The 21,849-nt window shown below is 62.8% G+C and carries 18 protein-coding genes; 14 read left to right on the top strand and 4 right to left on the bottom strand.

Annotation, left to right across the window (positions count from 1 at the left end; all coding sequences use genetic code 11):
- Position 1 precedes the first annotated feature (1 nt).
- The 4 genes from M1D89_RS16190 to M1D89_RS16175 are packed head-to-tail and all read left to right on the top strand — an operon-like array spanning position 2 to position 5,065.
- Entirely contained in the window at positions 2–637 is a 636-nt protein-coding gene (locus M1D89_RS16190; RefSeq protein WP_498645017.1) for a hypothetical protein, read from the top strand.
- Positions 638–676: 39 nt separating this feature from the next.
- Positions 677–2,983: an NAD-dependent DNA ligase LigA gene (ligA, locus tag M1D89_RS16185; protein WP_498645015.1), complete on the top strand. Its 2,307-nt coding sequence runs from the start codon at positions 677–679 to the stop codon at positions 2,981–2,983.
- Positions 2,980–3,804 carry an inositol monophosphatase family protein gene (locus M1D89_RS16180; RefSeq protein ID WP_498645013.1) on the top strand — a complete coding sequence of 275 codons (825 nt, stop codon included), beginning with the start codon at positions 2,980–2,982 and terminating at the stop codon, positions 3,802–3,804. Before ligA ends, M1D89_RS16180 begins: the two co-directional genes overlap by 4 nt.
- 52 nt (positions 3,805–3,856) lie before the next feature.
- Complete coding sequence (locus M1D89_RS16175) at positions 3,857–5,065, top strand: AAA family ATPase (protein WP_498645011.1); 1,209 nt, start codon at positions 3,857–3,859, stop codon at positions 5,063–5,065.
- Between the two features lie 9 nt (positions 5,066–5,074).
- Here the strand turns inward: M1D89_RS16175 and M1D89_RS16170 are convergent, their stop codons facing one another.
- A complete protein-coding gene (locus M1D89_RS16170; protein ID WP_498645009.1) occupies positions 5,075–6,442 on the bottom strand; it encodes an LLM class flavin-dependent oxidoreductase in 1,368 nt (455 codons plus the stop codon).
- Positions 6,443–6,740: 298 nt separating this feature from the next.
- Between M1D89_RS16170 and M1D89_RS16165 the strand changes: the two genes are divergently transcribed.
- Positions 6,741–7,253 carry a GNAT family N-acetyltransferase gene (locus M1D89_RS16165; RefSeq protein ID WP_498645008.1) on the top strand — a complete coding sequence of 171 codons (513 nt, stop codon included), beginning with the start codon at positions 6,741–6,743 and terminating at the stop codon, positions 7,251–7,253.
- A 58-nt stretch (positions 7,254–7,311) separates the two neighbouring features.
- On the top strand, positions 7,312–7,692 hold the full coding sequence (locus M1D89_RS16160; RefSeq protein ID WP_498645006.1) for a RidA family protein: 381 nt from the start codon (positions 7,312–7,314) through the stop codon (positions 7,690–7,692).
- A 79-nt stretch (positions 7,693–7,771) separates the two neighbouring features.
- On the opposite strand, the gene M1D89_RS16155 is transcribed toward M1D89_RS16160, so the two are convergent.
- Positions 7,772–8,431: a response regulator gene (locus tag M1D89_RS16155; protein WP_420180598.1), complete on the bottom strand. Its 660-nt coding sequence runs from the start codon at positions 8,429–8,431 to the stop codon at positions 7,772–7,774.
- Entirely contained in the window at positions 8,424–10,124 is a 1,701-nt protein-coding gene (locus M1D89_RS16150) for a sensor histidine kinase (protein WP_498650972.1), read from the bottom strand. The genes M1D89_RS16155 and M1D89_RS16150 overlap by 8 nt, the downstream gene beginning before the upstream one ends.
- A gap of 198 nt (positions 10,125–10,322) precedes the next feature.
- Between M1D89_RS16150 and M1D89_RS16145 the strand changes: the two genes are divergently transcribed.
- From M1D89_RS16145 to M1D89_RS16125, 5 genes are all read left to right on the top strand, one after another.
- Positions 10,323–11,825 (top strand): CitMHS family transporter, encoded by a 1,503-nt coding sequence (locus M1D89_RS16145; protein WP_498645004.1) that lies wholly within the window; start codon positions 10,323–10,325, stop codon positions 11,823–11,825.
- A gap of 479 nt (positions 11,826–12,304) precedes the next feature.
- A complete protein-coding gene (gene gatC / locus M1D89_RS16140; protein WP_017199363.1) occupies positions 12,305–12,601 on the top strand; it encodes an Asp-tRNA(Asn)/Glu-tRNA(Gln) amidotransferase subunit GatC in 297 nt (98 codons plus the stop codon).
- A gap of 5 nt (positions 12,602–12,606) precedes the next feature.
- A complete protein-coding gene (gene gatA, locus M1D89_RS16135; RefSeq protein ID WP_498645001.1) occupies positions 12,607–14,160 on the top strand; it encodes an Asp-tRNA(Asn)/Glu-tRNA(Gln) amidotransferase subunit GatA in 1,554 nt (517 codons plus the stop codon).
- Entirely contained in the window at positions 14,160–15,668 is a 1,509-nt protein-coding gene (gene gatB, locus M1D89_RS16130) for an Asp-tRNA(Asn)/Glu-tRNA(Gln) amidotransferase subunit GatB (RefSeq protein WP_498644999.1), read from the top strand. Before gatA ends, gatB begins: the two co-directional genes overlap by 1 nt.
- A gap of 105 nt (positions 15,669–15,773) precedes the next feature.
- The gene (locus tag M1D89_RS16125) at positions 15,774–16,331 is read left to right on the top strand and encodes a DUF5666 domain-containing protein (protein WP_498644997.1); all 558 of its coding nucleotides are present in this window, start codon (positions 15,774–15,776) and stop codon (positions 16,329–16,331) included.
- Positions 16,332–16,346: 15 nt separating this feature from the next.
- Here the strand turns inward: M1D89_RS16125 and M1D89_RS16120 are convergent, their stop codons facing one another.
- Positions 16,347–17,378, bottom strand: coding sequence for a formylglycine-generating enzyme family protein (locus M1D89_RS16120; protein ID WP_498644995.1), 1,032 nt, complete (start codon positions 17,376–17,378; stop codon positions 16,347–16,349).
- 699 nt (positions 17,379–18,077) lie between these two features.
- Here M1D89_RS16120 and M1D89_RS16115 point away from each other — a divergent pair.
- From M1D89_RS16115 to M1D89_RS16105, 3 genes are all read left to right on the top strand, one after another.
- Positions 18,078–19,112, top strand: coding sequence for an ABC transporter permease (locus M1D89_RS16115; protein WP_498644993.1), 1,035 nt, complete (start codon positions 18,078–18,080; stop codon positions 19,110–19,112).
- A 42-nt stretch (positions 19,113–19,154) separates the two neighbouring features.
- Positions 19,155–20,078, top strand: coding sequence for a carbohydrate ABC transporter permease (locus M1D89_RS16110; RefSeq protein ID WP_091466299.1), 924 nt, complete (start codon positions 19,155–19,157; stop codon positions 20,076–20,078).
- A gap of 82 nt (positions 20,079–20,160) precedes the next feature.
- Positions 20,161–21,819, top strand: coding sequence for a type 2 periplasmic-binding domain-containing protein (locus tag M1D89_RS16105; RefSeq protein ID WP_498644991.1), 1,659 nt, complete (start codon positions 20,161–20,163; stop codon positions 21,817–21,819).
- Positions 21,820–21,849: the final 30 nt, after the last annotated feature.

The following is a 21,849-nucleotide window of genomic DNA, read 5'->3' as shown; positions in this document are numbered from 1 at the left end:
CATGCGACACCCCGTAGTTCCAGCCGTGGTGCTGGCCGTTGGATTGCTGTTTGCGCCCGCTGTAGCCGCACACGCCGCACCGTGCGATGGGAAGATCCTCTGCGTACCCTCGGAGGCACCCACGGAACCGGAACCCACGCAGCCCGGGCTCGCTCCGGAAACGGACAAGATCCCGTCATCAAAACCGGAGCCAACCCGGGTCAGGGAGCCCGAGGTTGCTCCTGCGCCTGCCCCGCCGGTTCAAGCCCCGCCGGTGCAAGCGCCGGTGCAAGCCCCGCAGCCTGTTCAGGTTCCGCCACAACCCGCGGTGACCCAGTTTGTCACTGTGGCACCCCAGGCGACCGGTGCGGCGTCGAGCTCGTCCGAACCCACCGCAACGTCTGGTACGACGTCGGCGTCAGCAACGCCGTCGCCCTCTCCGTCCACCGGCTCCGCAAGCGCCAGCCCGGGCAAGTCCTCCAACTGGAACACGCCGGTGGACAAGGGCAAGGAGACGGAAGCAGCCGCGTTGGCGTCGAGCTCATTCTCCGGTCCCAACATGCTTGGCCTGTTCGGCCTCCTGGGCGCCGTCCTGGTGGTTGGCCTGGGAGGACTGGCATTCGCGCTGTGGAGCAAGAACCGGCTGTCGTCGCACTAGCAACTCTTTAATGTCCGTGGGTTACGGCAAGATAGACCTGTGAGCACACCAGAGAATCCGGATCCGGTCGACACCACAACCCAAGACGCCGCTGCGGCAATCGTCGCGGAGGAAGGGACTCCGCCGTCGGAGTCCCTGCGGGAGGAGTACGTGCAATTGGCGGACCTCGTCCGCAAGTACCGGTATGCCTATTACCAGGAAGACGCGCCAACGGTTTCCGACGCCGAGTTCGATGAACTCTACCGCCGGCTCGAGGAACTGGAAGCACTCCACCCGGAGCTCGTCTCCAATGACTCGCCCACGCAAGAGGTTGGCGGGGAGGTCTCGTCTGCTTTCGCTGCGGTGGAGCATCTGCAGCGGATGTACAGCCTCGACGACGTCTTCTCCTTGGATGAGCTCGAAGCCTGGGTCCGCAAGGCTGAAGCGTCGGTGGCGAAGCTCGGCGATTCCGTCCCGCGCATCGCGTGGCTGACTGAACTGAAGATCGATGGCCTTGCCGTCAATCTGTTGTACCGGGACGGGAAGCTGGTTCGTGCCGCAACACGGGGCGACGGCACTACGGGCGAGGACATCACGCACAACGTCCTCACCATCAAAGAGATCCCACGGCAGCTCAGTGGTTCGGGCTACCCATCGGAAGTGGAAATCCGTGGCGAGGTGTTCATTCCCTCCAAGGCCTTCGTCGAGTTCAACGAGACGCTCGTAGCCGCTGGCAAAGCGCCGCTTGCCAACCCCCGCAACGCCGCAGCCGGTTCGCTTCGCCAAAAAGATCCCACTGAAACTGCCAAGCGTCCGCTCAGCATGTTCGTCCACGGCATCGGAGCCCGTGAAGGGCTGGAGGCCAAGAGCCAGTCGGAAACGTACAAGCTCCTCGAAGAATGGGGGCTCCCTGTCAGCCCGTACCTCAAGGTATTGGACACGTTCGACGACGTCCTGAAGTTCATTGCCGACTACGGCGAGCGCCGTCATAAGCTCCTGCATGAGATTGACGGCATCGTGGTCAAGATCGATGACTTCGCCACCCAACGTGCACTTGGTTACACCTCCCGGGTTCCCAGATGGGCTGCTGCCTACAAGTACCCGCCCGAAGAAGTCCACACCAAGCTCCTGGACATTGCAGTCAACGTGGGCCGCACAGGGCGCGTGACTCCCTTCGGCCTGATGGAGCCGGTGAAGGTGGCCGGTTCCACGGTGGGAATGGCCACCCTGCACAACCAGGACGTGGTCAAGGCCAAGGGCGTCATGATCGGCGACATTGTCATTCTCCGCAAGGCCGGAGACGTCATTCCGGAGATCGTCGGCCCGGTGCTGGCCCTGCGTGACAAGCAGGATCCGCCGGTCCGCGAATTCGTGATGCCCACGGAATGCCCGTCATGCGGCACGCCGTTGGCTCCGTCGAAGGAAGGCGATGTGGACATTCGTTGCCCCAATGCCAAGTCCTGCCCTTCGCAGTTGCGGGAGCGCGTGTTCCACCTCGCGGGCCGCGGCGCGTTCGATATCGAAGCACTCGGCTGGGAAGCAGCCATTGCCCTCACACAGCCAGCTGAGCCCGAGACGCCGCCCCTCACCAGTGAGGCCGGCCTGTTCAGCCTGACGCGTGAGGACCTGGCGGACGTCAAGATCCGCAGGGAAAAGCGGTCCAAGGGCGTAGCAACCGGCGAATACGAGCTCGTCCCGTACTTCTACACCAAGGGAACGGCCAAGTCTCCCTCCAAGCCCACTGCTACGACGGAAAAACTGTTCGTGGAGCTGGAAAAGGCGAAGACGCAGCCGCTGTGGCGAGTGCTGGTAGCGCTCTCCATCCGGCACGTCGGGCCAACGGCTTCGCGTGCTCTTGCCACCGCATTCGGAAGCATGGATGCCATTCGCAATGCCACGGAAGAGCAGATGGCTCACGTTGATGGCGTAGGACCCACCATTGCGGTGGCGCTCAAGGAATGGTTCGCCGTGGACTGGCACAACGAGATCGTGGACAGCTGGGCCGCTGCCGGCGTGCGCATGGAGGATGAACGGGACACGTCGGTGCCTCGGACCCTTGAAGGGCTCACAGTGGTAGTCACCGGTACGCTGCCCAACTTCAGCCGCGACGAAGCCAAGGAAGCCATCATCATCCGCGGTGGCAAAGCCTCCGGCTCCGTCTCCAAGAACACCAGTTACCTGGTGGCTGGTGAAAGCGCCGGCACTAAGCTGGACAAGGCCGAGCAGCTGGGCGTACCGGTGCTGGACGAGGATGGCTTCCGCGAGCTCCTGGCCAACGGACCGGCACAGACCGGGACGGAATCCGAAGCGGCAACGGATATACCAACCGTAGTGGATGAAACACCAGCGGAAGCGGCCTCCGAATGATGGACGCCAACGAGCTGCTTGCTGTAGCCAAACGTGCCGCGGCTGCGGGCGCTGCTGTCCTTGCAGAGCGGTCTGCAACCGGCACGGGCGGCGACGGTCTGGAAACCAGCAACAAGGGCGAGGCCGGCGACTGGGTCACTGCTTTTGACGTCGCAGCAGAGAATGCGGTCCGTGAAGCGATCATTGCCGAACGGCCGCACGACACCATCACGGGGGAGGAACACGGTACTACCAGACCGGAACAGCCCTCGGGATACCGCTGGTCCATCGATCCCCTGGACGGGACCACCAACTTCATCCGCAACATCGTCTACTACGCCACTTCCGTTGCCATAGCAGATTCCGACGGCGTCTGGCAGGCAGGCGTGGTTCACGCGCCGGCGTTGGGGCGCGTCTACTCGGCGGCCCGCGGTCACGGTGCTTGGATGGAAGCCGGGGGAGAGGCGACGCGCCTGGCAGGGCCGATTCCCGGGCGCACCGGCCTCATCCTTGCCACCGGCTTCAGCTACGATCCCGCTACCCGGGCCAGCCAATCCGAAGGTCTGGCCGGGCTCATGGACGGATTTGCCGACGTCCGACGCCTTGGATCGGCTGCACTGGACCTCTGCCTGGTGGCGGACGGAACCTTCGACGCCTACGGTGAACGGGGCCTCAACGAGCACGACTTCGCTGCAGGTGCGTTGATTGCGGAAGAAGCCGGTTGCTGGGTGCGCCGGCCTCGCCTGGAGAGCCCACTGGATGGCGGTCCGAGCATAGAAGACCGGTTGTCGGCCTGGATGTGCGCAGGGACGTTGGAACTCTCCGGCAAATTCCCCTTGTGAATGTCAGACAGTGACCATCAGATAGTGACCATCAGATAGTGACCATCAGCCAGTGATCAAAGCACTCGCCATCGCCAACTACCGTTCCATCCGGGATCTTGCCATCGAGTTGCATGGCTTGGACATCGTGACCGGAGCCAACGGCAGCGGGAAGTCCTCCCTCTACCGGGCGCTTCGGCTGCTCGCCGAATGCGCCGGCGGTGATTCGGGGAACGTGGTGGGCTCCCTGGCCCGGGACGGCGGGTTGGCTTCCACTTTGTGGGCTGGGCCCGAGTCAATCAGCGAGGCCATGCGCCGTGGCGAAGTACCGGTCCAAGGGACGGTTCGTCGGGAGTCGGTGAACCTGAAGCTGGGCTATTCCAGTGACGATTTTGGATACCTGGTGGACCTCGGCATGCCGGCATCAAGCGGGGCCGGTTTTGACCAGGAAACCGGCCGTTCCCGGCCTTCGGCGTTCAGCCTGGATCCGGAGATCAAACGGGAACAGATCTTCTCCGGCCCCGTAGCGCGACCCGGTTCGCTGCTGGTGGACCGCAAGGGCAGCCTCGCCAAGCTGCGCGGAGCGGATGGCGAGTGGACCGAACTGTCCCGGCGCTTGGACACCTTCCAGAGCATGCTGACGGAGGTCTCGGACCAGGATCGTGCGCCGGAAGTCCTGCGCGTCCGTGACTCGGTTCGTTCATGGCGGTTCTACGATCATTTCCGCACTGATGCCGAGGCGCCTGCACGTCAGGCGCAGCTCGGTACACGCACCCCTGTGCTGCATCACAGCGGCAAGGATCTCGCCGCCGCACTCCAAACGCTGCGCGAGGTGGGCTTCGAGCGGCAGTTGGATGCCGCCGTCGACCACGCCTTTCCCGGAAGCCGGCTGGAGATCGCCGTCGCCGACGGCCGATTCAGTGTGGAGTTGCGCCAGCCGGGCATGCTGCGACCCATGAAAGCCGCTGAACTTTCCGACGGAACGCTGCGCTTCCTCCTGCTCACCGCGGCATTGCTGACGCCGCGGCCCCCGGAGCTCATGGTCCTCAATGAACCCGAGACAAGCCTTCACGTTGACCTGATGCCGGCACTGGCTGGACTAATTGTCCAAGCCAGTGCCAACAGCCAGATGATTGTGGTGACCCACTCCGAGGCCTTACTCAAGGCACTTCGCGAAAGCGGAGCCGCCCACGAGCACGAGCTCTACAAGGACCTTGGTGAGACCAGAATCAAGGGTCTGGGACCGCTGGAAGGTCCGCTGTGGAGCTGGCCCAAGCGTTGAAGGCCCGGCTTAGAAGGCAGAGCCAATGGACGTCAGCTCCTGCGGGGCGCTCCCGGCGTAGCGGTTCTCCGGACGGGCGAGCCCGTAGTGTCCCCGGAGTGTGGACGCCGTGTATTCGGTCCGGAAGAGCCCGCGTCGTTGAAGGATGGGCACCACGTGGTCCACGAAGATCTCCAGACCGGAAGGAAGCACGGGCGGCATGATGTTGAAACCGTCAGCGGCGCCGGCGTGGAACCAGTCCTGGATAGCATCGGCCACCTGTTCGGGCGTGCCGGAGAAGGTCCGGTGACCGCGTCCGCCGCCCAAACGCCCAATCAGCTGCCGGACAGTGAGCTGTTCGCGCCTGGCCAGCTCCACGATCAGCGTGTACCGGCTCTTTGCTCCCTCGATCTCATCCTCTGAGGGCAGGTCAGCAGGTAGCTGGCGGTCCAACGGGAGGTCCTCTGGAGATACGCGAAGCGTCTTGGCCAGCTGCTCCCGTGCATACTCCGGCTTGATGAGTTGGTCCAGTTCACGCTCGAGTTTGAGCGCTTCAGCCTCGGTGGAGCCGATCACCGGGACGATTCCCGGCAGGATTTTGATGCCCTCCGGATCGCGTCCGGCAGTTGCGGTGCGGGCCTTCAGGTCGGCATAGAAGGCTTGGGCGTCGGTCAGTGTTTGATGAGCCGTGAAGACGGCTTCCGCGTACTGTGCCGCCAGGTTCTTACCGTTTTCAGAGGACCCCGCCTGCACGATCAGTGGGTGGCCTTGTGGTGAGCGGGGGACGTTTAATGGTCCGCGGACGCGGAAGTGATTTCCTTCGTGGTCGATGGTACGGATCTTTGTGTCGTCACCCCATACGCCGTGGACTTTGTCCGCCAGGATGGCGTCGTCTTCCCAGCTGTCCCACAGTTTTTGGGCCACTTCAATGAACTCGGCAGCCCGTTCGTATCGGACCGCGTGTGCCGGTTGGTCGTCCACGCCGAAGTTTCGGGCGGCATCGGGACCAGCGGTGGTAACAACGTTCCAGCCGGCGCGGCCTCCGCTGACCCAGTCAACGGACGCGAAGCGGCGGGCAAGGTTGAAAGGATCGTTGTAGGTGGTGGACGCGGTAGCGATCAGGCCAATCTTTTGGGTCGCTGCGGCGAGGACTGTCAGCAGCACTGTTGGCTCCAACTTCCCGGCCGGACGCCGGCCCACCTCCCCGAAGAGGACGGGGGAGTCCGCAAAGAAGATGGAGTCCAGCTTTCCTCGTTCAGCCGTGCGCGCCAGATGCTGGTAATGCTCCACTTTGGTAGGGGCAAGCGGGTCGCTTTCAGGGAGACGCCACGATGCTTCGTGATGTCCAGTGCTCATCAGGAACGCGTTGAGATGCAGTTGGCGGTCTGGCGGGGTCATGGTTTCTCCTCGGAGTCAGGACAGGTTGGGCCCGATGTGTGGCAACTCAAGCACGGCGCCGAAGACCTTTGCCAGCAGCCCGACATCTGCCCGCAACAGCACGAAACCGGGGTTCACGGCACGCAACGCGGCTCAATTCGACGCCACGGGAGGCAACACAAGATGGCAGCCCAGCGGCACCGAAGCGAACAGCGCACCTCAACCACCCGGCGTCGTGCGTTCCGTCATGACTGATAGTTCCATCACGGAAAGGGGCATTTAGCGCAGTTGGTGCGTGAAGCGCGACTACCATTGGTAGGTGCTTTCGCCGATTACCGTCCGTCCCGCCCTGCCCGAAGACTACGACGCCGTTGCCCGCATTACGCAGGACTCCTACGTCACCGCCGGGTACTACGGCGACGCCGATCACCCTTACCTGCAGAAGCTTCAGGACGTGGCCGGACGCGCTGAGCACGCAGAGATCCTGGTGGCAGAGCGCAACGGCGAGGTCATCGGCTCTGTGACGGCAGCACCTGCAGGTGGCGGTTTTTCTGACATCGGCCTCGAGGACGAACTGGAACTCCGTACCCTCGTGGTGGACCCGGCAGTCCAGCGCTCGGGGGCGGGTCGCGCCTTGGTGCAGGCTGTCGTCGAGCAAGCAAAGGCCATGGATGGCATCAAGGCTGTGTCCCTGACGACGGGCGCCACATGGGAAAGCGCTAACGCCCTCTATGCACGGACGGGCTTTGACCGTGTCCCGCACCGCGACTGGTTCGTTCCCGGCACCGACATAAAGCTGTTCGTTTACCGGCTGGACCTCCCGCAGTCATAAAGTTTCCTTCGTAAACGCCGGTCACCGGACCGTGCGAAAGCGACAGGAAAGGCGCGGCATGCGCAAGACATTCGGCACGGGTTCTGTCTGGGAACAGACACTGGGTTACTCCCGGGCAGTCCAGGTGGACAACACACTTTTCATCTCTGCTACGGCTGCATCCGGGCCTGAGGGCATTGTTGGCGACGACTTCTACTCGCAGACCAAGTACATCCTGGAGAAGCTCGGGGCTGTGCTCGAAGACGCCGGGTTCTCCTACGAGGACGTCGTCCAGTCCAAGCTGTACCTGACGGACATCAGCAAATGGGAAGACGCCGGCCGCGCTCACGGTGAGGTCTTCGGCGAGATTCGTCCCACGCTGGCCTTGGTGCACGTCCTGCCGTTCTTGGACCCGGAAATGTTGGTGGAGATCGAACTGGTGGCGCAAAAGTCCGCGTAACCCACCTCCCGCACCCAAGTAGGTAGCAGATCAGGCCGTTGTGAGCGTTCAAAACGGCCTGATCTGCTACCTACTTGGGTTAGCCCGGGACGCCGTAGCGGTGTTCCGGGCGGCCTGTGCTTCCGTAGCGCAGTTGAATCTCGACGGCGCCATCGTCTGCGAGCGAGGACAGGTACCTTTGCGCTGTGGCCCGGGAAACGCCCACCCTCTCCGCAACCTCGGCAGCCGAATATTGCTCACCGGGAAGCAACGATTCCAGGACCGCCGCCTCCGTGGCGGACCGCGGCTTGGCTGACGGTGTGACGTCGCCCGGAATCAGAGACCGCTTGGCCCGCTCAATGGTGGTTTGGTCAACGGCTGTCTGCTGACCGAGGATGCGGCGATACCGCGCATAGGACCGGAGCTGCTGGGATAGTGACTCGGCGGTGAACGGCTTCAGCATGTACCCCAAGGCGCCGCGCCGCAGGGCAACCTTGATGGACTGCGCGTCCGAGGCAGCAGTAAGCATGATCGCGTCAACGTCCAGCTGACCCAGCAGGTCCAAGCCTGAGCCGTCCGGCAAATACACGTCCAGCAGCACCAGATCGGGACGCAGGCTGTGGATCGCCTGCAGCGCTTGGGAAACCGAACCGGCCGGCGCCAAGGCCATGAAGCCGGCCACGGAATCCACATAGGCTGCATGGAGTCTTGCCACGTGGAAGTCGTCATCCACGATCAATACCCGCAAATCCTCAGCCATTGCTGTCCTCCCTCAACGTTGAGTCGGCCCCTACGTCCACGTGCTCCGCGGAATCCATGACACCAGGGATGGTGGCCATGAACACGGCGCCCGGACCGCCCTTCGCACCAGGCTCCAGCACGCGAACATCACCTCCGCGCCGCCGCGCAAGCTGCCGCACCAGCGCCAGCCCCAAACCTTGTCCAGCCCCCGAGCGTACCGGTTGTTCCGACGTCGTAAATCCTTCGGCGAAAACCTCCTCCGGCTCCAGGCTTCCCAAACCGTCGCCTGAATCACCCACCACGATGTGCAGGGTCCCGCCGTTCTGGGTGACATCGTCCAGCAGTTCAACTTCCACCCATCGTTCCGCTGAAGAGCCGGCGACGGCGGCACTCACGGCATTGTCGATCAGGTTGCCGAGCACTGTGGTGACGTCCTGGGGATCGGCCACGTGTCCACGGACCAGTGTTTCGGGTCCGATGCGGAGGGCCACGCCGCGCTCCGATGCTTCCACGCTTTTCGCGCCAATAAACGCCTGCAAATACGTGTCCTGGAGCAATTCGGCCTGCTCCACGGGGAACTTCAGCGGACCGGTGGCCGAGATCCGCGCCAGGTACTCCTTGGCGGCGTCGTGCTGGCCGATGCTGATGAAACCGGCAATGGTGTGGAGCTGGTTGGCGAATTCGTGGCGCTGGGCGCGGAGGGCCGTGGACATGGTCCCCACGGCGTCGAGCTGGCGGGTGAGTTGCTGCAATTCCGTACGGTCGCGCAGCATGACAACCCAGCCCAGGTCCTCCTGCCGATGCCAGGCTTTGCGGGCACTGGCCACCAGAACGCGTCCGCCCGCCACGACTTCCACGGCTTCGGCGTCGCGGGCTGCCGGCTGGGTGAGTTGCTTGAGCTGTCCCGGCACAGCAGCGGTTACCCAGTCCTGCCCGGTGGCGTCGGGCACGTCCAAGAGTCGTGCAGCGGCAGCGTTGAAGACCGAGATGCGTCCGTCCGCGGCGATGCCAATGACGCCATCATCCACACCTTGGAGAACTGCCACCTGATCGTGGACCAGCGTGCTGATTTCCTCAGGTTCCAGGCCGAGCGTGAGCCGCTGCAGCCTGCGCCGGAGAAGGAAGGACGCCAGGATACCGGCCAGGAGTGCACCGCCAGCGGTGAGGGCAATGGGGACGATGTCCCGGGCCAGGCTTTTGCTGAGCGACTCCACGGAATAGCCAACACTGACCTCGCCCACAATTGCCTCAGAGCCTGACGGTGAGTACACCGGCACCTTCGCGCCGGCCGAGGGACCCAGTGTCCCCGTGTTCCGGGTGGTTATTTCTTCACCGCCCAGTGCAACTGATGGGTCCGTGCTGACGCGTTCGCCCAACCGTGCAATCTCCGGGTGGGCCAGCCTCAGTCCCGTTTCGTCGGTGATGACTACGAACAAGGCGCCGGTCCGGATCCTTACTGCTTCGGCCGCGGCTTGGAGCGTGCCGCCAGCGAGGACATCCGGGGGAGGCGTTCCCTCTTCTTTGCTGATGGCTTGGACGCCGGACCTGATATCAGGGTCCGCGGCCACCGTCCTGGCAAGGGTGAGCGCTTGGTTTTCGGCTTCGGTGCCAATCCGTTCGTACACCAGCCAAGCGTGGACTGTGCCGCTGAGAAGGACCACCAGCAGGACAACCCCCAACTGGAGGAGAAGGGTTTGGGTGGAGAAACGCATACTGACCCGGCTGTTGCGCGGCACCTTTGCTCCTTTCCTTCTGATCCATTGAATCACTGAGCACAATGCGCAAAACGTTCGCAACGAGCAGTATTCCCAACAATTCCCGGAAACCCCTGCCCGTGACGGCCGCCACCATATCGTCTGTAGTGCGCATCACACCGACGTGGCGCCATTCACAGTAGTAAGGAGCCGGCCGTGCTGGTTTTGCTTGGATTCGCAATGATTGCGGTATTCATGGTCCTGATCATGACCAAAAAATTGACGCCAGTACTGGCGCTGATCATCGTCCCCACCGTCTTCGGCCTTTTCGCCGGAGCGGGCCTCGGCATCGGCGACATGGTGATGGACTCGATGAAGTCCATGACGTCCACGGCCGCGCTCCTCATGTTCGCCATCATCTACTTCGGCCTGATGATCGACGTCGGACTGTTCGACCCCCTGGTGAAGTTCATCCTGCGCAAGCTGGGCAACGACCCCGCCAAGGTTGTCCTCGGCACCGCCATCCTTGCAGCGGCAGTCTCTCTGGACGGCGACGGATCCACAACCTTCATCCTCACCACGGCTGCCATGCTCCCGGTCTACCTGCGTCTCAAGATGAGCCCAGTAGTCCTCACCTGTGTGGCCGGCCTCGCCAACGGCACCATGAACATCCTGCCCTGGGGCGGCCCCACCGCCCGTGCAGCCACAGCGCTTAAACTTGATGTGAACGACGTCTTCGTCCCCATGGTCCCGTCACTGATCGTCGGACTCATCGTGGTCATGGTCTTCGCCTGGCTGCTCGGCCTCCAGGAACGCAACCGCCTCCGCACCACTGCCCCCGAGATCTGGGGCGATGTCGCAGATCCCTCGGAAGCGTTCGACGGCGGCACGGGCCGCGGCGGTTCGGTAGCCGCCGGTTCGGGCTCGGGCTCGGGCTCCGGCTTCGGCGCTGGTCGCTTTGGCCGCAGCAGCGCAAGCGCAGGCAAGCCGCGCACTGGCGGAGGTTTCGGCGTCGCGATTCTTGAAGACCCGGCCACGCTGGTGGACGATCATGACACCGCCATGGCAGACACTGCCCTTGACCCTAACCGCTCAACGTTGCGTCCCAAGCTGTTCTGGTTCAACCTTGGCCTCACCGTTGCCGTCATGGTGGTCCTGGTGGCCAACATCGTTCCACTGCCGTTCGTCTTCATGGTGGGCTCGGCCATCGCCCTGCTGGTCAACTTCCCCAAGGTCAAGGACCAAGGCGCACAGCTGATCGCCCATGCACCGTCCATCGTCGCCGTCGTCAGCATGGTGATGGCCGCCGCTGTGCTCACCGGCGTCCTCAACGGCACGGGCATGGTCAAGGCAATGTCCGAGTGGCTGGTCCAGATCATTCCCGCCGAGATGGGCCCCTTCATGGCAGTCATCACCGGCCTGCTCAGCATCCCGATGACGTTCTTCATGAGCAACGATGCCTTCTACTTCGGAGTCCTCCCTGTGCTTTCCGAAACGGCCGCGCACTACGGCGTAGATGCAGTGGACATGGCCCGCGCCTCCATCACCGGGCAGCCCTTCCACCTGCAAAGCCCCCTGGTTCCTGCGATCCTCCTGCTGGTCTCCCTCGCCAAGGTAGACCTGGGCGACCACCACAAGAAGGTCCTCTGGCGCACGGCGGTCATCTCGATCGTCATGCTGGCGGTAGGGGTCCTGACCGGAGCAATCGGCATCGGCTAGGCTGCCGTTCCCAAAGCACCCGTCTGCACCTGAGGTGCAAAACCGGGCCAGACATCCTCCGCGTGCTGCTCCTTCGTCGCTTTGACGCACGCTTCCGGATGCCTGGCCCGGTTTTGCGTAGGAGGCCCACCGGCCGCTGCGGAGTCAGACCCAGTCCGCCCCCGCAAACCCACCCAGCGCCCCAACCCAAAACAACAAACGAGACAGCAAAGCGCGAATGGTCCGCTTTGCTGTCTCGCTTGTTGTGGGGGTGACTCGGCGCTGGGTGGGTTCGGCGTTAGGAGAGCGAGGCAATAGGCGGCGGTCGGAGACATCCTGCCGGTCGCGTCTAAGCGAGGCACGAGCGAGCGACCAAAGGATCGTCTACGGCAAGCCGCCGAACGCAACCACTCACCTTGCGCGCCAGCGCATCGTCCGGCAGGTGCGCACAGCCAAGTAGACTGGTTCGGAAAACCATTTGAACTTTGCAGGGGAGATCCATGGCTGCGATCAACCGTGACGACGTCGCGCATCTTGCGCGTCTGGCTCACATTGAAATGAGTGCCGAAGAACTGGACAGGATGGCTGTTGAGCTTGCTGTCATTGTGGATTCGGTGAAGAGCGTGAGCGAAGCTGCGGGGGAGGACGTCCCGGCGACGTCGCACCCGATTCCGTTGACCAACGTGTTCCGCGAGGATGTTGTGGGCCACACCTTCACGGCTGAGCAGGCGTTGTCCGGCGCTCCGGATGCTTACGAGAACCGTTTCAAGGTCCCCGCAATCCTGGATGAGGACTAATCACTATGACTGAGCTGAAGAACGAACTCATCCACCACTCCGCTGCCGATCTCGCTGCGAAGCTGGCTGCCCGCGAGGTTACCGCCGTCGAGGTGACGCAGGCGCATCTTGACCGCATTGCCGACGTCGACGGTCAGGTTAACGCGTTCCTGCACGTGAACACCGAAGAGGCTTTGGCTGTTGCAGCCGAGGTTGACGCTGCCCGTGCCGCCGGGGGGTCCGCTGCCGAGGAGCTGCACGCCCTTGCTGGCGTGCCGATCGCAGTGAAGGACCTCATCGTCACGGTCGGCCAGCCCACCACAGCTGGTTCGAAGATCCTTGAGGGCTGGCACAGCCCGTACGACGCCACCGTGGTGAAGAAGCTGCGCGCGGCTAAGATGCCCATCCTGGGTAAGACCAATCTGGATGAATTCGCCATGGGTTCCTCCACGGAGCACTCGGCGTACGGCCCCACCCGCAACCCGTGGGACCTGGACCGGATTCCCGGCGGTTCGGGCGGCGGCTCTGCTGCCGCCGTCGCCGCTTTCGAAGCGCCACTGGCGCTCGGTACCGATACCGGTGGCTCGATCCGCCAGCCGGGCGCCGTCACCGGAACCGTTGGCGTGAAGCCGACGTACGGTGCTGTTTCCCGTTACGGTGCTATTGCCATGGCGTCCTCGCTGGACCAGATCGGCCCGGTTTCCCGTACGGTGCTGGACTCGGCGCTGCTGCAGGAAGTCATCGGCGGCCACGACCCCTTTGACTCCACGTCGCTGACCGACCCGTTCAACGATCTTGTTGCTGCCGCCCGCGTGGGCAACGTTGCCGGCATGAAGATCGGCATCGTCAAGGAACTTCACGGCGAGGGCTACCAGGCCGGCGTCGAGAACCGTTTCAACGAGTCCCTTCAGCTGCTCAAGGATGCTGGCGCTGAAATCGTCGAGGTTTCCTGCCCCAACCTGAAGTACGCCCTGGGTGCGTACTACCTCATCATGCCGTCAGAGGTGTCCAGCAACCTGGCCAAGTTCGACGGCGTCCGCTTCGGCATGCGCGTCCTGCCCAAGGACGGTCCCATGACCATCGAGCGTGTCATGGGTGCCACCCGGGCCGCGGGGTTCGGCGACGAAGTAAAGCGACGCATCATCCTTGGTACCTACGCGTTGAGCGCCGGTTACTACGACGCTTACTACGGCTCAGCACAGAAGGTCCGTACGCTGATCCAGCGCGACTTCGACGCTGCTTTCGCCAAGGCCGATGTCCTCATCTCTCCGACGGCGCCCACTACCGCGTTCAAGCTGGGGGAGAAGCTGGACGATCCGCTGGCAATGTACCTGAACGACGTCGCCACCATCCCGGCCAACCTCGCCGGCATCCCGGGCCTGTCGCTGCCGGGTGGCCTGGCTGACGAAGACGGCCTGCCCGTTGGCATCCAGCTGCTGGCTCCTGCCCGCCAGGATGCCCGCCTTTACCGCGTGGGTGCTGTCCTCGAATCCATCCTTGAAGAGAAGTGGGGCGGCCCGATGCTTGCGCAGGCGCCTGTTCTTGGTTCTGCCACAACCACCGCCGGAGGTTCCAACTAATGTCCGTCGATGCAACCCTGAGCTTCGAAGAGGCCATGGAGAAGTACGATCCTGTCCTGGGGTTTGAGGTCCACGTGGAGCTCAACACCAAGACCAAGATGTTCTCCTCCGCACCGAACGTTTTCGGCGACGAGCCGAACACCAACGTCAATGAGGTGGACCTGGGCATGCCCGGCGTCCTGCCCGTGGTGAACAAGACGGCGGTGGAGTCATCCATCAAGATCGGCCTTGCCCTTAACTGCAAGATCGCCGAGTCCTGCCGCTTCGCCCGGAAGAACTACTTCTACCCGGACACCCCCAAGAACTTCCAGACCTCGCAGTACGACGAACCGATCGCCTATGACGGTTACCTCGACATCGAGCTTGAGGATGGCACGGTCTTCCGCGTGGAGATCGAGCGCGCCCACATGGAAGAAGACGCCGGCAAGCTGACCCACATGGGTGGTGCCGCAGGCCGTATCCAGGGCGCCGACTACTCGCTGGTGGACTACAACCGTTCCGGTGTGCCGCTGGTTGAGATTGTCACCAAGCCCATCGAGGGCGCCGGTAGCCGTGCGCCTGAGCTGGCCAAGGCGTACGTCGCCGCAGTCCGCGAGATCGTAAAGAACCTTGGTGTTTCCGATGCCAAGATGGAGCGCGGCAACGTCCGTTGCGACGCCAACGTTTCCCTGCGCCCGCACGGCCGGGAGCGGTTCGGCATCCGTTCCGAAACCAAGAACGTAAACTCGCTACGCGCCGTCGAGCACGCCGTCCGTTACGAGATCCAGCGCCACGCTGCCGTCCTCGATTCCGGCGAACCGGTCATCCAGGAGACGAGGCACTGGCACGAGGACACACGCTCGACGACGTCGGGCCGGCCCAAGTCCGACGCCGACGATTACCGCTACTTCCCGGAGCCGGACCTGGTTCCCGTCGTCGCCTCCCGTGAGTGGGTGGAGGAACTCCGCGCCACCCTTCCTGAGCCGCCGGCCGAGCGCCGCAAGCGCCTCAAGGAAGCCTGGGGCTACTCGGATCTGGAATTCCGCGACGTTGTTAACGCCGGCGTCATGGATTCCATCGAGGAAACCATCGCAGCGGGTGCTTCCGCGGATGTTGCCCGCAAGTGGTGGATGGGTGAGATCGTAGGCCGCGCCAAGGTTGCCGACGTCGATCCTTCCGAGCTTGGTGTCACGCCGCAGGTCATCGTCGAGCTGAACAAGCTGGTTGAAGACGGCAAGATCAACAACAAGATGGCCACCCAGGTCCTGGACGGCGTGCTCGCCGGCGAAGGAACTCCTGCGGAAATCGTGGAAAAGCGCGGCCTCGCGGTTGTCTCCGACGACGGTCCGCTCCTGGAAGCCATCGACGCCGCACTCGCAGCACAGCCTGACGTGGCGGAGAAGATCCGCAGCGGCAAGGTCCAGGCCATTGGCGCGATTGTTGGTGGCGTCATGAAGGCCACCCGTGGCCAGGCCGACGCCGGACGTGTCCGTGAACTCATCCTGGAGAAGCTCGGCGTCGAGGGCTAAGTCCCGCGGCTTGGTACCCAAGTAGCTCGCAGTTGTGGTTGTTTGAAAGCTCAGAACAACCCAACTGCGAGCTACTTTTGTTTGGAGAGGGCGCACAATGGATGCATGGCCACTCTCAGACCAGGCCTTCGTAACGGCCTCCTCGCGGGCGGGATCGCTCTCGCCTTGACCGGTGGCGGGGCCGCCGCTGTGTGGGCGGGCACCCAACCCAGCCCTTCGCCGTCGAGCACTTCTGCTTCGCCCGGCCCATCCGCGTCAGCGAAAGCCAAGTCCATTGAAGGCCGCGGCCAGGCTATCCACGGCGAACACGTGGTGAAGCAGCAGGACGGGAGCTACCGCACGGTTCTGACGCAAGCCGGAACCATCGAATCGGTGAGTGAAACCGAGGTGGCTGTGAAGAGCGAAGACGGCTTCACGCAACGCTATTCGATCACCGCGGATTCGCGGATTACAAAGGTTCCCGCCGACCTTTCCGAGCTCAGAAACGGCAAGGGTAGGCCTTCGCTTCCCGCTGTCGCCGTCACGGATCTCAAGGTCGGCGACACAGTAAGAGTCACCGGCACCAAGGACGGCGACGCCGCGACAGCGACGCGGGTAGTATCCGGCGACTTGCCTGCGGGCCTCAAGGGCAACGGATTAAAGCGCGGACATGGTCCCAAGTAGTTAGAGCTTCCGTAGTTAGAGCGCCACTGTCCTGAAGCCGAGGTTGGCGCTGGCCGAGTCAGGTGTGTTTGAGCTCCGGGCCGCGAGGCGGTAACGGTTGCAGTAGGAGTCGTGGCACAGGTACGAGCCGCCGCGCATCACCCTCCCGCGGCCGATCGAGGGACCCTGCGGGTCCTCCACTGGTCCTAGCGCGAGGCACGTCTTGTAGTACTTGGGCAGGAACCAGTCGCTGCACCACTCCCATACGTTTCCGCTGGTTTGGTACAGTCCGTAGCCGTTTGGGCGGAACGACCTGGCGGGCGCGGTGGTGAGGTGGCCGTCGTCCATCGTGTTGCGGGAGGGGAATTCCCCTTGCCAGATATTGCAGTTGTGAGCGGCTTTGCCCGGGACATCGTTGTGCAAGTCATTACCCCAGGGGTAGCGCTGCCCGGGCAGTCCGCCGCGTGCTGCGTATTCCCACTCGGCTTCGGTGGGTAGCCGGCGGCCGGCCCATTCGCAGTACGCCAAGGCATCGTTGTGCGACACATGGGTGACGGGATGGTCAGGGACGTCTGCCCAGCTTGAGAGGGGTCCGGCCGGGTGGGCCCAGTCGGCTCCACGGACGTTGAGCCACCAAGGGACGTTGCTGACCCGGTTGAGGACATCCCCCTTGTTTGCTTTCACGGCGAGGTGGAACACCGCCGATGTTCCGAAGGTTTCCGACTCGGTGCGGTGACCGGTGGCCTCCACGAACTCAGCGAATTCTTCATTGGTCACGGTTGTGGCGCTGATGCGGAATTTTGAGACCTTAACTTCGTGCACGGGGGACTCACCGTCGTCCTCATAGCCCTCGTTGAAGGGATCGCCCATGGCGAAGGTTCCCGCGGGAATCTCGACGTCGCCTGTTTTCCTAGAGGCTGCGGGACCGTTGGCGGTAGGTGCGGCGTTCGCGGAAGGCTCGACGACGTTGCTCGCCTTCGGACGATCGCCCACCGTGCGCAGGGGGAGTTTCAGCCCCGGTGTCGAATGCGCCCTTGCGTCGGCGCCTGGGCTGCAGCAGTCTGCCATGTCAACCTTCTATCTGAATTCCACTTGCTAGTACTTTAGCGGGGGCACGGTTGCTTGCTACACGCTGCACCCATCCAGCGAGCGCGCCCGTTGCGGCTTGGCGCGCCCTCGTACGCTTGTGGCGCGCCGTTTTCCGCCGCGCGCACCACTCGTAGCCCTGTTGCGCACCCTTTTCCGCCTGGTGCGCCCCTTCTTACGGGGGCGATCGGCGGGAACGGGTGCGGGCGGGATTCGATTCAGTCCCTCCACGCGCACCCCACCACTCGTACCCGTTGGCGCGCCCGTTTCCACCTCGCGCACCGCATTACGCCTGTGGCGCACCCTTTTCCGCCTCGCGCACCACTCGAATTCAATCGCTCCACGCGCAGCGCACCACCCGTACCCAGTTGGCGCGCCCGTTTCCACCTCGCGCACCACTCGTAGCCCTGTTGCGCACCCTTTTCCGCCGCGCGCACCACTCGTACGCCTGTGGCGCGCCGTTTTCCGCCGGGCGCGCCCGTTCTTACGGGGGCGATCGGCGGAAACGGGCGCGGGCCTCGCACGATCCCACATCCTTCGAGTGATGAAAAGTGATTTTTGCGGCCAGTTTTAATCATCATCTTGCAAATAGAGATGCCAGTCACCTATGGTTTGTTAAACGGTTAACGAGCGTGGCCTGAATCACATTGGTGGTTTCGGCTCAGCACTTGAGGAGACAGCATGAACTCGACGACGGAACAGGCTCCGGCATTGCCCGAAGCTCGCCGAGTCCCGGGTCCGCCGGGCGGAAACGCCTCCGGACCCGGTCCGAAGAAGCGGAAAAGGAGCAAGGTCCCGCAGCAGAGTTTCCGATCGCGCCTGCGACGGGACAAACAGATGCTGCTTATGATGCTCCCAGGTGTGACCTTCTTGTTGCTCTTCTTCTACATCCCCATCCTGGGCAACGTCATAGCGTTCCAGGACTACCAGCCCTATCTGGGCATCGGTGACAGCCTGTGGGTCGGCTGGCAGAATTTCGTAGACCTTTTCGGCAATCCGGACTTCATTCACGCCTTCTGGAACACCCTGTACCTCGCCGCCTGGCAGTTGGTCTTCCTGTTCCCCGTGCCGCTGGTATTGGCGCTGATCGTGGATTCACTGATCAGCACCAGGGTTCGCCGGATTTTCCAAAGCATCGCCTACTTGCCGCACTTCCTTTCCTGGGTGTTGGTTATCGCGTTCTTCCAGCAGATGCTGGGCGGCGCGGGCTTCGTGAACAACCTTCTGAGGGACTGGGGCATGGAGCCCATACCGTTCATGACCAACCCGGAGACGTTCCCGGTCATGGTGGTGGTCCAGATGATCTGGAAAGATGCCGGCTGGGCCATGATCATCTTCCTCGCTGCGTTGGCCAGCATTGATGCCTCGCTCTACGAAGCTGCGGCGGCTGACGGCGCGGGACGATGGCGCAGGATGTGGCACATCACCTTGCCCGGCCTTAGGCCCGTAATTGTTCTCCTCCTCATTCTCCGCATCGGCGACATTCTTTCCGTCGGATTTGAACAGTTCATCCTGCAGCGGGATGCCGTGGGAGCCGGAGCCGCGGAAGTGCTGGACACCTTCACCTACTACACCGGCGTAGTGGGAGGCGGTTGGAGCTCGGGCGCGGCAGCCGGCCTGGCCAAGGGTGTAGTGAGCGCCCTGCTGATCTACGGCGCCAACAAACTTGCCCACCGCTTCGGCGAAGACGGAATCTTCGCAAAACAAGTGCGCTGAAAGCCACGCTGACCCGCGCGCCTGCCGCACAAGGAGAACCCCATGGCAACAACACTTTTCACCAAAAAACCCCGGGAACTTAGCTACAACCCCAAGCGCCCCGTGTGGAAGGAAAAACCTTCCGCCCTGTATCAAACGGTCAAAGCGGTAGTCCTGATTGTCTTCAGCTTGTCCATCCTTACGCCAATTCTGCTGGTGGTCTCAACGTCCCTCGCTGACACCGAACAACTTGTGGAGGCCGGCGGGTTCGTGCTCTGGCCCGAACGTCCAACGTTGGAGGCCTACGCCACCATCTTTAAGGGCCCCATGGTGTTGCAATCACTCGGGGTCAGCATGCTGGTCACAGCCGTTGGCACCATCCTGGCGCTGTTCGTGACCATCACTATGGCCTACGCCACCAGCCGCACGGTGCTGTTCGGCCGGCCGGTGATCCTTGCAGTCTTGTTCACGCTCCTGTTTGCGCCGGGTCTGATTCCGTCGTTCCTGATGATCCGCCAACTCGGTCTGCTGGACTCGTTGTGGTCACTGATCCTCCCGGGCATCTTCGGGGCCTTCAACTTTGTGGTGATGCGATCGTTCTTCATGAACATTCCCGGTGAACTCATCGAAAGTGCCAGGATCGACGGCGCCAACGACTGGCAAATCCTGTGGCGCATTGTGATGCCGCTCTCCAAGGCCGTGATCGCCGTCGTGGGACTGTTTTACGCGGTTGGTTTCTGGAACTCCTTCTTCAACGCGTTGCTCTACATCAACGATCACAGCAAGTGGCCCATCCAGTTGCTGCTCCGCAATTTCGTGGTCCAGGGCAGTGGCGCGGCGGACCAGTTGGGAATCACCACCACTCCGCCGCCGCAGTCCATCCAGATGGCCGTGGTGGTGGTGGCACTCGTCCCGATCCTGATGGTCTACCCATTCCTCCAAAAGCACTTTGCCAAGGGCGTCATCACAGGCGCCGTCAAGGGCTAGGCATACGCCCAGAGCACCCAAACCCAAAGAACCCCAGCACTCAAACTCAGAAATGAAGCAATTAACCAGAAAGGGTTATGCCATGACGAGCACTACCTCTCAGGCTGGATTCAGCCGCCGCGGTTTCCTTGGCCTCGCGGGCCTTGCCGTGACCGCCGCAGGTTTGTCCGCCTGCGGCGGTGGCGGAACCGCGAGCAACGGAGGCGCTGCTGCCTCCGCTTCGGTCAAGCTGCCCACGTACAAGGAATTCACGGGCGTCACCCCGGACATCGCCGGTAACGCCAAGGGCCTCCAAGCCGGCTACTTCAAACTGCCCACTGCTGTGCAGTCCGTGAAGACGCCGCCGCTCAAGGGCAACGTGACAGGCCTGACCGAAACCTTCGAAACCATGAGCCCGGGCCTGAAGGACAACCCCTTCTGGCAGCGCCTCAACACCAAACTCGGCGGCGACCTGGAACTCCAAATAGCCGAAGACATCGGAGACGGTTACCCGGCAAAGTTCGCCACTGTCCTGGCCAGCAACGATCTTCCGGACATGATGTGGGTTCCACCGAACCAGGGCATCCCCAACGTCGGACCCATGCTGGAAGCCAAATTCCAAGACCTGACGCCGTACCTCTCCGGTGACGCTGTTCTTGAGTACCCCAACCTGGCCGCACTTAAGCCCGATTCCTGGAAGACCGCCGTCGTGAACGGCAAGATCTGGGGAGCTCCCATCCCCAGCACCCCGTTCGGTCAGGTGTACCTTGGCAACCACGACGCGTGGGCCCAGGTGGGTGGCTTCGAAGCTGCCAGCGCCGAGGAATTCCTGGAGAAAGCGAAGGAGCTGACCCGTCCCGGTGACCAGAAATACGCGCTGGAACCCGCCTACATCAATGCCCTCCACATGGTTACTGAGTGGTTTGGCGCTCCGAACAGTTGGGCTGTGAACAAAGACCGCACCCTCACCCACCTGTACGAGACCGACGAATACTTGGCCGGCGTCGAGTTCACGGCCAAGATGTTCGCAGCGGGCGTCTTCTACCCGGACTCCAAAGCAACTGACATCCGTTCGCGCGTAGCCAACGGAAGCGTTGCAGCCCAGGTGGTGGTGGGCCCGCACGATATCCGCAGCTACCGTGCCCTGAACAAGGACGCCCAGTTCGACATATTGATCCCCTTCAGTGCCGACGGCAAGGTCAAGCCCGTCTACGACATGGGCTACGGCACGGTGGGCTTCACCCCGTTTAAGAAGGCTGAAGAGGGCAAGATCCGCGAGCTGTTGGCGCTGATCAACTACCTGTCGGCACCGTTCGGCACGGTGGAGTACATGCAGAAGAACTTCGGCGAGCTGGGTCAGGACTACACCATCGATGCCTCCGGCAACCCCGCACGCACCGAGACGGGAAGCACCAACGCGCCCGGCCTTGTCTCAGCGTTGAACATCATGTCCAGCCCGGAGAATGTCATCTTCAACCCCGGTTTCGACGACGACACCCGGTACGTCAGCCAGCAGGAAGAAAAACTGCTCGAGTTCGCATGGCGCAACCCCACCAACGGTTCCTACTCGGACACCAACGCCAAGGTGGGCGCCAAGATCACCAAGCAGTTGCGAGACAAGGTAGTTGACATCATTACCGGCCGCGCCAAGATCGACGAACTCAAGGACGCGGTCAAGCGCTGGAAGAGCGAAGGCGGCGACAAGATGCGCGACGAGTACCAGGCCGCGTTGGACCCCAACGCGCCGGTATTCAGGAGCTAGCCTCAAACCAACAACGAACCACCACGCAAA

It is taken from the genome of Arthrobacter sp. D3-18 (assembly GCF_054408525.1).
The sequence above is the reverse complement of the archived record's forward strand: the minus strand, read 5'-3'. Positions and strand labels throughout refer to the sequence as shown.